Source organism: Helcobacillus sp. ACRRO (genome assembly GCF_022347125.1).
Classification (GTDB): domain Bacteria; phylum Actinomycetota; class Actinomycetes; order Actinomycetales; family Dermabacteraceae; genus Helcobacillus; species Helcobacillus massiliensis.
Genome location: NZ_JAKRNG010000042.1, coordinates 1 through 10,112, shown reverse-complemented (window position 1 = coordinate 10,112; position 10,112 = coordinate 1). Strand labels below are relative to the sequence as shown.

Genomic DNA, 10,112 nt, shown 5'->3' with positions numbered 1-10,112 from the left:
GCCCCGGGGCGGGGGCCGACGCAGCCCGCGCGTCCCACACCCCCGCAGCCCCAACAGCATCGGCGGTGAGCGGCAGGGACGCGAGGCCGGAGGGGCCGAGGGCGAGGACCTGATCGGCGGCGGTGGCGAACTCGTCCACCTGGTGCCCGGTCACGAGGACGGCGCCGCCGGCGTCGCAGAAGTCGCGCAGCATCGCAGAGAGGCGGGCGCGCATCGTCGGGTCGAGGGACAGGCCCGGCTGGTCGAGCACCAGCAGGTCCGGTTGCAGGCCGAGCAGAGCGGCCAGCGCCACCAGCTGCCGCTGCCCGCCGGACAGTTCGGTGACGCGCCGGTCCCACAGGTCAGTGATCCCGAGGTCGGTCGCGGCCGCTTCCGCACGGGAGCGGGCGGTGGCGGCGCTCACGCCGTGCAGGCGCGCCGGCAGCTGCAGTTCGTCGGCGACCCGGGTGGTCATGCCGGTGAGCTGCGCTTCCGGGTCGTCCCCGAGCATGACCGCGGTCCCGGCGCCGCCCTCTCCGGGGCCGGTGACGCGGATGGTGCCGCTGGTCTCGCCGCGGTCGTGGAGGAGGCCGGTGACGAGGCGGCACAGCGTGGAGGTGCCGGCGCCGACGGGTCCCAGCACCGTGTGCATCTGCCCAGCGGGCACCCGGTGGTGGAGGTCGGCGAGGACGGGCGGGAGGAGTCCGTCGGCGGTGCGGTAGGCGAAACCGGCGCCCTCCACCAGCAGCACGGGCGCCGCGTGAGCGGGATCCGCCGGGCTCATCGGGTGATCACCTCCAGCAGCTGCGGTGCGCTCGGCAGCGGGATCAGCCCCGTCATCACCGCCGCGGTGAACGCGACGGCGCCCAGGGGCAGGATCCAGCGCACCGCCCTGGAGGCGGCGGAGTCGGGGTGGTCCTGCAGTTCCGTGGGCCGGCCGCCGCCGACGCCGCGCCGCCCGGGCGCGCCGAAGCCGCGCTGGGTGAGGGTGTCGAACCGCTGCTCGACCCCCATCAGCACCGCCGTGAACAGGCCCGGCACGAGCGCGGGGATCAGGCGGATGCGCACCGCCCAGGAGCGGGTGTCCCAGCCGCGGCAGGCGCGCGCCTCCAGCGTCTGCACGGTCCGGGTCCGCACCAGCGGAATCAGTCCGAGCGCGGCGGCGCACACGTACGCGATGGGCTGCGGGACGCGCAGGCGGGTCAGGCCGTCGAACAGGCGCGCGGAGTCGTTGCCGAGACCGAACGCGGCGCACAGCCCCACCATGGCGGTCAGGCGCAGCCACAGCTGCACCGCGATCGCCGCGCCCTGCAGCGTGAACTGCGCGATCCCCGCATCCCACAGGATGATCGGGTCGGCGCCGCGGTAGAAGAACCCCTGCACCACCATGGCGAACAGCAGGGTGGGCAGGCAGATCAGCGCCACGGCCACCAGCCAGGATCGGATGCGGATCGCGGGGGCGGCGGCGACCGCAAGGGCGGTCACGAGGATCAGTGCGGCGGGCACCAGCGGGGAGGCGAGGCCGAACACCAGCAGCAGGGCGCAGCCCAGCGCAACGATCTCCGTGGCGGGGTGCCAGCGGGTCATTCGCTGCGGCGGGGCCGACGGGTGAAGCGCGTGAACGGGTACCGGTCGGTGATGCGCCGCGGCAGGCCGTGCACCACCGCGAACGCGAGCGCGAAGATCAGGGCTTTGTCGGCGATGTCGGAGACCAGGGACTGCGCGAGCGTGGCGTGCAGCATCTCCATGCCGGCGGCCTGCAGGATCGCGACCACACCGGCGGTGGAGGAGCCGACTCCGCCGCCGTAGATGTAGGCGGCGACCGGGGCGCCGAGGGCAGCGGCGGGGACGCCGGCGACGGCGCCGGCGAGGACGGCGGTCCAGATGCGGCGGAACAGACCGAGGCGGGCGGCCCAGCCGGCGGCGGCGCCGATGAATGCTGCACCGGTGGAGAACGCGATCACGCCCGGGTTGATGGTGACGCCCCACAGGATGTTCGTGAGGATGCCGGTGAGGGCGCCGGCGGCTGGGCCGGCGAGGACGCCGATCATGACGGTGCCGATGGAGTCCAGGTAGAGCGGGATCGGGGTGTAGACGCCGACGATCTGGCCGACCGCGATGTTCAGGGCGATTGCGACGGGCATCAGGCCAATGATGCTGCGGGGGATGTAGGAGAGGCTGCCGGCGGCGATCAGGATGCCGCCGAGGAGGTAGCCCGCCATGGTCCAGAGGGCGGCGGGCCCGAGCTCGACATCGAGGTGGGCGGGCTGGGTGAGGATCACCGCGATGTAGGTGGCGGCGATGACGAGCGCGCCGGCGGTGATGAGGCTGAGCGGAAGCGGGCTGCGGGTGGGATGCTCGGGGGTTTGTGCGGGACCCGTCCGGCGGACGGACCCCTGCCCAGATGCGGGGAGGGTCATGGTCGGGGGCCTTTCATCAGCGTCGCGCTGAGGGTCTGCAGGAAGGCATCGGCATCGATGGTGCGGATGAGCTCGGCATTCGGCTCCCGGCCCCACCGTCCGAGCCAGTCGGCGACGGTTTCGCCGCGTGTCAGTGTACCGGCGCACTCCACGTCCACCGGCGCCATGGCCGTCTCCGCCCAGGGGAGGCCGGCCGACGGGTTCCGGGCCCAGTCGACGGCGCAGGCGAGGACGAACGGGTCATGGGTGTGGGCGAGGCAGCCGAGGCCGTCCCATTCATGGAACTCGAAGTAGAACCGGAGGGCCTCCCCGAGCTGGTTCAGGACGGCTCCCCACCCGGTTGCGAGATCGTGGCCGTAGGCGGCGGCGCCGTCGAGGATCGCCTGCAGGCGCGCGGGGGCCATGACGACGGCTTCGGTCGCTTCGATGGGTGCGATCACCGGGGCGTGCGGGGTGTGACCGGAGAGATGAGCGCCGCCGAAGGCGCGGATCACCGCGGCGGTCGCCTCCGGGTCGAAGGTGACGTTCCATTCGGTGGTGGGGTGGGTGTTGCCGCGATAGTTGAACGCTCCGCCCATGATGAACAGCCGCTTGAGAAGCCGCGGCAGCTCCGGCTCGAGCTCGAGGGCGAGCGCGAGGTTCGTGGCGGGCCCGAGCAGCACGCCGATCAGCTCACCGGGGTGGGCGCGAGCGGCCTCGACCCAGGCGCGGGCGGCGTCCCGCCCGTCGGCAGCGGGCTCACCGTCGCCGGTGGACGGGCCGACGGGGACGTCGGGCAGCTGGGCGTAGCCGGCGCCCGTCGGCCCGTGGGTCAGGTCCGCATACTCCGGCTCCGTGCGCCCGGCTGCGAACGCCGGCGGTCCGTGATGCCAGGCGAGCGGGAGCGCGTGGCCCGTGTGGACGGGGACGTCGGTGCGGCCCGCGAGGGCGAGCCAGCCGCGGGTGTTCGCGGCGACCTGCACGGTGGAGACGTTGCCGCCGCTGGCGGCGATGCCGGTGATGGTGACGTCGTCCTGGCAGAGGATGTGGGCGAGTGCGAGGGCGTCATCGATGCCCGGGTCGCAGTCGACGAACAGCGGAATCGAAGTGGTCCGGTCGGTCATGGCTCTATTGTGGCGCGGCCCGACGGGGTCGAGTCGCCGCGGTGCGCATCGCGTGCGCCACGAGCAAGCGGCGACGGCCACCAGATCGCATCCCCGATCCACAGGGCGAGCGCCGGCACCAGCAGGGCGCGCACCACCAGCGCGTCGATCAGCACACCGAGCGCCACGATGATCGCCAGCTGCAGCAGGAACTGGATCGGCAGCACCAGCAGCGCCGCGAACGTCGCAGCCAGCACAATGCCGGCGTTGGTGATGACACCGCCGGTGACGGCGAGGCCGCGCAGGGTGCCCACGTGGGTGCCGTGGCCGACGGATTCCTCCCGCACCCGGGTCATGAGGAAGATGTTGTAGTCGATTCCGAGCGCCACCAGGAAGACGAACGCGTACAGCGGCACGGAGGGGTCCGACTTCCCCTGCCCGATCAGGTGGAAGATGACGGCGCTGATGCCGAGGGCGGTGCCGAAGCTCAGCACCGTGGTCGCCAGCAGCACCAACGGCGCCACGATCGCCCGCAGCAGCAGACCCAGCATCACCGTGATCACGACGAGCACGATCGGGATGATGACGGAGCGGTCGTGGGCGGAGGTGTCGTTCGTGTCGAGGTCCACGGCGGTGGTGCCGCCGACGGCCGCGTCCGTCCCGTTGAGGCCGTCGCGCATCGCGATGATGGTCTGCTCCGCCTCCAGGGAGTCGGCGGCGCTATCGAGGGTCACGGAGAACATGACACGGTCCTCCAGCACCGTCGGCTCCGCCTCCACGGCCCCGGGCGGGCCGGCACCCGGCGGCGGGGTCTGCACAGTGCCGTCGTCCCCGATGGGGAGGGTGCCCGACGGGGACTCCTGGGAGATGATCGCGACGCTGTCCACCCCGTCGGTCTCCGCAATCGCCTGGGCGACCTCCTCCTGCCGGTCGGCGGGGGCGAGAACATAGGTGGGGGAACCGGAGCCGCCGGCGAAGTGCTCATCGATGACGGCCTGGCCGTCACGGGCGGAGGAGTCGCCGAGCACCAGGCTGGACTGCGGGACCCCGTCGGCGTCCAGGAGCACGAGGCCGGCGCAGCCAGCGGCGAGCAGCAGCGCCACCCCGGCCGCGACGCGCTTCGGGCCCCGCTCCACCCAGGCGCCGAGCCGCGCCCAGAAGCCGCGGGCACCCTCGCCGTGCAGGACAGGATGCGCACTGCCGTGCTCCGGGGCGCGCGGCCACACGGCGACACGGCCGAACAGGGCGAGCAGAGCGGGCAGGAACGTGAGGGTGGCGAGCACCGAGCAGGCGATGCCGATGGACGCGACCGGGCCGAGCGCGGCGTTGGATCGGAGGTCGGACAGCATCAGGCACAGCAGACCCGCGATCACGGTGCCGGCCGACGCGATGATGGGGGCGGCGACCTCACGGATCGTGGCGAGTGCCGCCGACGCCGCCGAGGCATGGTCCCGCAGCATTTCGCGGTAGCGGGCCACGAACAGCAGGGAGTAGTCGGTGGCGGCACCGATCACGAGGATGAACAGGATGCCCTGCACCTGCCCGGTGATGGTGAGGGCACCGGCGCGGGCGAGAGCCACGTTGATGAGGACCGCAGCGCACAGCGCGGTCAGCGAGCTCAGCAGCACGATCAGCGGCAGCAGCGGCGAACGATACACCGCCACCAGGATGATCAGCACCACCGCGAGCGCCACGATCAGCAGCAGCCCGTCGATCCCGGCGAACGCCTCGGTGAGCTCCGCGGTGAACGCGGCGGGGCCGCTCACCCACGAATCCAGGCCCGAGGGAGCCCTCTCCTGCACCGCTGCGCGGATCGTCTCCACTGCGCTCGGGATGTCCTGATCCGACGGGACCGTCACCACCAGTTGAGCGGCCTCGCCGTCCTCGGAGGGGATCACGGGTGAGGATTCGGCACCGGGAACAGCGGCGAGAGCGTTCTCCCGGGCCGCGGTGAGGGCCGCGGTGTCGTCCTTCGTGATGCCGCCGGGCCGTTCGGCGATGACGATCGCGGGGATCGCGTCGGACCCGGTGAAGCGGGTGATCTCCTCCTGCACGCGGGTGGATTCGGCGCTCTCGGGCAGGAAGGTGGAGCGGTCATTGGTGGAGACGTCGCTGATGGAGCCGAAGCTCATGCCGCCGAACGCGAACACGGTCAGCCAAGCGAGGGTGAGCAGCGCCGGAATCAGAAGACGACGGAGGCTCGGGGTGCGGCGGCTGGCTCGGTGAGGGCTCATAGGCTGAGTGTCCCGCATCCTCGGCCCGCGACCAAGCGCGCCGGCCCCGTCGCGCCCCGGGAGGTGGGGCCGCGCGGTGGTGATCACCCGGTAGTCTGACCGCATGATCACCCGATTGATCGCCCGCCTGTTCTGGGCAGCGTCCTCGTTCACCCTCACCACCGAACACGACCGCTCGCGTCCCTCGATCCTGCTGGGCGCGCCCCACACCTCGAACTGGGACTTCGTGTACATGATGGCGATCAACTGGCAGGAGCAGCTGCATGTGCGCTGGCTCGGCAAGCACACCCTGTTCCGCTCCTGGTACGGGCCGCTGTTCCGCGCTGCCGGCGGCATCCCCGTGGACCGAGGGAATCCCCGCGCCGCGGTCGCCGATCTGCTCGCAGAGATGGAGCGCGGCACCCCGTTCAACCTGGTGATCACCCCGGACGGCACCCGCACGAACAGAACCGACTACTGGAAGTCCGGGTTCTACCGCATCGCCCGCGCGACCGGCATGCCGGTCACCCTCGGCTACATCGACCGACCGAACAAACGGGTGGGACTCGGTCCGACGATCGACATGACCGGGGACGTGAAGGCCGATATGGACCGGATCCGCGCGTTCTACGCCGACAAGCTCGGCTGGCATCCCCAGCGCCGGGTGGAGCCGCGTCTGCGGGACGAAGAGGACCGCTGAGCGCTCAGCCGACGAGCACCTCACCGGCGTCCACCACGACGGCACCTCCGGCGATCGCGAGCTCACGGCGCGGCGCGCGCATCAGCGCATCCAGAGGACCGGTCGCCTCCATCAGCACGATGTCCGCGCGCGAGCCGACCTCGAGGTCATGGGTCTGCCCGCCCACGAACGGGTGAGTGTGACCCGTGGCGATGTCCAGGACGTTCTGCAGTTCGTGGTCGTACCGCGCCCAGTGCGGCGGGCGAACGTGGTGGCGATCCGAAGCATGTCGCCGTCACCGTACGGAGCCCACGGGTCCCGGATCCCGCCGGTCCCCAGGCCCAGAGGCAGACCATGCTCCCGCATCTCAGGCAGCGTTAGCGGCGCGGAGCCGACGGGTGCCGGAGTCGTGCAGGTAGATGTCGAGCCCGCATCCGTGCCGCTGAGCGATGCCGAACAGCAGGTCGAGCTGGCCGACGGGGTCACGGTCGATCAGACACGGATCCAGACCGCCGATGTGGGCGACTCCGGCGGAAGCGGCTTCGTCGAGCAGCCGATCCACACCGGGACGACGCAGCACACCGTCCTGCGGGAAGGCGACCATTCGAGGTCGATCGCGTCGCCGAGCGCCGCGTTGGCTTCGCGCACCACTTCGAGTCCGCGCAGCCCGATGCCGAGGTCGACGTCCACGTGGCTGCGGACCCGGGTGGTGCCGTGGCGCAGGAACTCCCGCAGAACATTCACGGTCACTTCGACGCCGGGGATGCCGAGGTCGTCCCGCATCTTGCGCTCATGAGCAATGCGGCCGTCGGTGCCGCCCTCCCCGCCGTAGGACACCCAGTCGCGTCCCCACCAGGACTTGTCGGCGTGGGCGTGGGCGTTGACGAACCGGGCAGGGGGACCCATCGGCGGGCATCGCACCCGTCGGCCCGCTCCCCTACTCTCGGAGCATGACCACTCCGGGTCCACTGATCCTTCCGCTGCTGGATCCGATATCCAATGCCGCGAACAGTCCCGTTCCGTCCCGTTCTCACCTTAGGCTGGTGCCATGAGCTCCGTTCCCCCGCCCTCTCCCCGTCCCGGTGCACAGCCGGTGGGCCGCCAGGTCCCCGTGGTGCCGGAGAAGTCCGCGTCCCGCCTCTGGATCCTCGGCGCCTGCGGCTGCCTCGGTCTGATCGTCGCGATCTCCATGGTGATCGGCGCCTGGTTCCTCTGGGGGCAGCTCGAGGCCGGCACCCTGAAGCAGGGCGGCGAGTCCAGCCCCACCTCGGTGGATCTGAGCTCACCGGAGGAGACGCTGAAGTCGAACCTGCAGGCCACGGTGAACGGCGACTGCGAGACGGTGAAGGAGACGTTCACCCCGGATGCCGCCGCGAGCATCGACTGCGCCAAATGGTCGAAGGGCTGGCAGGGGCTGACCAAGGTCGACTACACGATCACACAGGGGCAGAAGAGCTCGGACGGCTCCCGAGTCAAACTGACGGTGGACACCCGGTTCACGTGGGAGGACGGCAGCACAGAGCCGGCCACCATCGAGGTGGAAACGGAGAATGTCAACGGACAGTGGCGGATCTTCCGCTTCGAGAAGGTCACCTGAATCCGCACGCCCGGCTCAGGCACCGATTTCGACGATGACCTTGCCCTTGGAGCGCCGGGATTCGAGCCGTTCGAACGCGGCGGCGTAGTCGTCCAGCGGGAACCGACCGTCGATCGGGAGGGTGAGGGCGCCGGAGTCCACCAGTGCCACCAGCTCCTGCAGCTCCCGGCCGTTCGGCTCCATCAGGAAGAACTCGAAGCCCAGCCCCGCGCGGGCTGCCGCGCGGCGCATCCGCCGGCTGCCCAGGCGTTCGGCGAGCAGGGCGAGGGGGATCCTCCGCTTCTGCGCTACGGGGGTAAGGCTGCCGGGCGTGGGCGGCGACCTGCACGGCGATCTGACCTACACCGCCTGCTGCACCGGTGATCAGCAGGTGCTGCCCGGCGGCCGCGTTCAGATGCCGGGGGCCGAGCCCCTGCTGACCGCCTGAGACCGGCGCGGCGCTGCTGGCCCGGCAGCAGCCCGGGGCGGCACCCGTCGGCCTACAGCCAATCCTTCTTCTTGAACAGTGCGAACAGGCCGAGCGACAGGCCGAGGATCAGGGCGACGCTCAGCCAGAAGCCGAACGCGTTGTTGAAACCGGGGTAGGGGACGTTCTGACCGAACCAGCCGGTGATCGCCGTGGGGATCGCAATCAGCGCAGCCCACGCTGCCAGCTGCTTCATGATCGTGTTCAGCCGCGCGTTCTGCAGCGACAGGTTCGTTTCGAACACGCTGGAGACCATGTCGCGCAGCGATTCCGTCCACTCGGACGCGCGCAGAACGTGATCGTAGAGGTCGTCGTACCAGGAGTCGAGCGACCCACCGGTCCGGCCACGATGTCGAATCAGCGTGTTGACCACTTCCCGCATCGGCAGCACCACTCGGCGCAGCTGGACGAGGCTCTTTCGGTACCCGTACACCTTCTGCTCGAAGTCGCTGTCCGTGCCGTCCTCTTCGAAGAGGACGTCCTCCAGGTGCTCAATCGCGTCGTCCAGATCCTGGATCACCGCGAAATGCCCGTCCACCACGGAGTCCAGCAGACCGTAGACCAGCGCCGCGGCGCCCTCCGAGATCAGATCGGGGGCGGCGTCCCAGCGGCGGACGACGTCCTCGAGGTCGAACACGCGGCCGTTGTGCGTGGTCCGGATCGTCAGCAGGCCCCGCGGGAGCACGAAGCCGCTGATGCGCGCCGGGGACAGTTCGGTGCGGACCTCCCCCTCCCCTGCCATGGAGTGCACGTCCACCCCATACACGGTGAAGAAGATGTGGTCGGCAGATCGGCTCGCCTTCGTCCGCTCATGCGGCGCGAGGGCGTCCTCCACCGCAGCGGGCGAAATGCCGAGCTGCTCCGCCAGCGCCAGCAGCTGTTCCGCAGTCGGATCCAGCAGGTCCGCCCACACCACTGTGCGGTCGTCGAGGAGCTCCTCCGCAAGCCGGGCGGGCGAGACGTGCGCCGCGATGCATTCGCCGCCGCGCCACACGCGGGCATCGGTCAGGGCGAGGTTGTCTGCGGCGGCATCGGCAGCTGCGCGCGGGGCGCGGGATCGGTCAGTCGGTTCGTCAGGGGTGTGCACGCCGCGATTCTGGCACAGGTGACTGCGGGCTCCGTCGGCCCCGAACGCTGTGCAGGTGGTGACCGGCAGTGGGGCGGAAAAGAAGGACCGCCACCCGGGTGGGGCGGCGGTCCTGTCACACACTGGGGTCGATCAGCCGATCACGGTGAGGTTCGACGCCTGCAGGCCCTTCTGGCCGCGCTCGACGTCGTACTCGACCTTCTGGCCCTCGTCGAGGGTGCGGAAGCCGTCGGCCTGGATTGCGCTGAAGTGGACGAAGACGTCCGCGGAGTTGTCGTCTGCTGCGATGAAGCCGAAGCCCTTGTCGCCGTTGAACCACTTGACGGTACCTGTAGCCATGATGAAATCCCTTCTGGCGTGGGCGCCCGCATCTCGGGCGTCCCAGGGTGCTTGCTCGATGCACGATTCAGAAGGAACTGGGCCTTGCAATGCCGACCGCCGGGGCTGTCAGCACGAACTTCACTTCCGAGCAACGATTCACACACTACCCCGGGGCGGGTGGGAGCCGGCGGGATGTGTGCCGCAGCGTTCCTTTTCACCGGGCCGTCCCACCGTGCAGAGCTGCCCCGAGGCTCGCGGGGCGGGCCTC

12 protein-coding genes are annotated in these 10,112 nt (G+C 70.7%); 2 read left to right on the top strand and 10 right to left on the bottom strand.

From position 1 onward, the window contains the following. The 5 genes from MHY20_RS10975 to MHY20_RS10955 form a co-directional block, all read right to left on the bottom strand. Window positions 1-763: ATP-binding cassette domain-containing protein (locus MHY20_RS10975; RefSeq protein ID WP_239376780.1), on the bottom strand; the 763-nt coding region annotated here is incomplete at its 3' end. Beyond that, window positions 760-1,566: an energy-coupling factor transporter transmembrane component T gene (locus MHY20_RS10970; RefSeq protein ID WP_239376778.1), complete on the bottom strand. Its 807-nt coding sequence runs from the start codon at window positions 1,564-1,566 to the stop codon at window positions 760-762. The genes MHY20_RS10970 and MHY20_RS10975, both read right to left, overlap by 4 nt. Further along, window positions 1,563-2,399, bottom strand: a complete 837-nt coding sequence (locus tag MHY20_RS10965; protein WP_239376776.1) for a histidine kinase — start codon at window positions 2,397-2,399, stop codon at window positions 1,563-1,565. Before MHY20_RS10965 ends, MHY20_RS10970 begins: the two co-directional genes overlap by 4 nt. Beyond that, window positions 2,396-3,502: a nucleoside hydrolase gene (locus tag MHY20_RS10960; RefSeq protein WP_239376774.1), complete on the bottom strand. Its 1,107-nt coding sequence runs from the start codon at window positions 3,500-3,502 to the stop codon at window positions 2,396-2,398. Before MHY20_RS10960 ends, MHY20_RS10965 begins: the two co-directional genes overlap by 4 nt. Next, window positions 3,499-5,715, bottom strand: coding sequence for an efflux RND transporter permease subunit (locus MHY20_RS10955; RefSeq protein WP_239376772.1), 2,217 nt, complete (start codon window positions 5,713-5,715; stop codon window positions 3,499-3,501). Before MHY20_RS10955 ends, MHY20_RS10960 begins: the two co-directional genes overlap by 4 nt. 103 nt (window positions 5,716-5,818) lie before the next feature. On the opposite strand from MHY20_RS10955, the gene MHY20_RS10950 reads away from it, so the two are divergent. Further along, complete coding sequence (locus tag MHY20_RS10950; RefSeq protein ID WP_239376771.1) at window positions 5,819-6,394, top strand: 1-acyl-sn-glycerol-3-phosphate acyltransferase; 576 nt, start codon at window positions 5,819-5,821, stop codon at window positions 6,392-6,394. A 4-nt stretch (window positions 6,395-6,398) separates the two neighbouring features. Here the strand turns inward: MHY20_RS10950 and MHY20_RS10945 are convergent, their stop codons facing one another. After that, the gene (locus MHY20_RS10945; protein WP_183375160.1) at window positions 6,399-6,560 is read right to left on the bottom strand and encodes a hypothetical protein; all 162 of its coding nucleotides are present in this window, start codon (window positions 6,558-6,560) and stop codon (window positions 6,399-6,401) included. 305 nt (window positions 6,561-6,865) lie between these two features. After that, entirely contained in the window at window positions 6,866-7,279 is a 414-nt protein-coding gene (locus tag MHY20_RS10940; RefSeq protein ID WP_183375162.1) for a hypothetical protein, read from the bottom strand. A 142-nt stretch (window positions 7,280-7,421) separates the two neighbouring features. Between MHY20_RS10940 and MHY20_RS10935 the strand changes: the two genes are divergently transcribed. Beyond that, a complete protein-coding gene (locus MHY20_RS10935; RefSeq protein ID WP_183375164.1) occupies window positions 7,422-7,970 on the top strand; it encodes a hypothetical protein in 549 nt (182 codons plus the stop codon). Between the two features lie 15 nt (window positions 7,971-7,985). Here MHY20_RS10935 and MHY20_RS10930 read toward each other — a convergent pair whose 3' ends face one another. The 3 genes from MHY20_RS10930 to MHY20_RS10920 all read right to left on the bottom strand — a co-directional run bounded on the left by MHY20_RS10930 (window position 7,986) and on the right by MHY20_RS10920 (window position 9,862). Next, window positions 7,986-8,201, bottom strand: a complete 216-nt coding sequence (locus tag MHY20_RS10930; RefSeq protein WP_183375166.1) for a zinc-binding dehydrogenase — start codon at window positions 8,199-8,201, stop codon at window positions 7,986-7,988. Between the two features lie 248 nt (window positions 8,202-8,449). Further along, complete coding sequence (locus tag MHY20_RS10925) at window positions 8,450-9,523, bottom strand: magnesium transporter CorA family protein (protein WP_239376770.1); 1,074 nt, start codon at window positions 9,521-9,523, stop codon at window positions 8,450-8,452. Window positions 9,524-9,655: 132 nt separating this feature from the next. Further along, the gene (locus MHY20_RS10920; protein ID WP_239376769.1) at window positions 9,656-9,862 is read right to left on the bottom strand and encodes a cold-shock protein; all 207 of its coding nucleotides are present in this window, start codon (window positions 9,860-9,862) and stop codon (window positions 9,656-9,658) included. Window positions 9,863-10,112: the final 250 nt, after the last annotated feature.

Bases quoted from the DNA above. Each gene is read 5' to 3' on its own strand.
- MHY20_RS10930 (WP_183375166.1), bottom strand. From the start codon at position 8,201: ATGCGCCGCGCGGCAGCCCGCGCGGGGCTGGGCTTCGAGTTCTTCCTG.
- MHY20_RS10955 (WP_239376772.1), bottom strand. From the start codon at position 5,715: ATGAGCCCTCACCGAGCCAGCCGCCGCACCCCGAGCCTCCGTCGTCTT.
- MHY20_RS10920 (WP_239376769.1), bottom strand. From the start codon at position 9,862: ATGGCTACAGGTACCGTCAAGTGGTTCAACGGCGACAAGGGCTTCGGC.
- MHY20_RS10935 (WP_183375164.1), top strand. From the start codon at position 7,422: ATGAGCTCCGTTCCCCCGCCCTCTCCCCGTCCCGGTGCACAGCCGGTG.
- MHY20_RS10940 (WP_183375162.1), bottom strand. From the start codon at position 7,279: ATGGGTCCCCCTGCCCGGTTCGTCAACGCCCACGCCCACGCCGACAAG.
- MHY20_RS10970 (WP_239376778.1), bottom strand. From the start codon at position 1,566: ATGACCCGCTGGCACCCCGCCACGGAGATCGTTGCGCTGGGCTGCGCC.
- MHY20_RS10950 (WP_239376771.1), top strand. From the start codon at position 5,819: ATGATCACCCGATTGATCGCCCGCCTGTTCTGGGCAGCGTCCTCGTTC.
- MHY20_RS10965 (WP_239376776.1), bottom strand. From the start codon at position 2,399: ATGACCCTCCCCGCATCTGGGCAGGGGTCCGTCCGCCGGACGGGTCCC.
- MHY20_RS10960 (WP_239376774.1), bottom strand. From the start codon at position 3,502: ATGACCGACCGGACCACTTCGATTCCGCTGTTCGTCGACTGCGACCCG.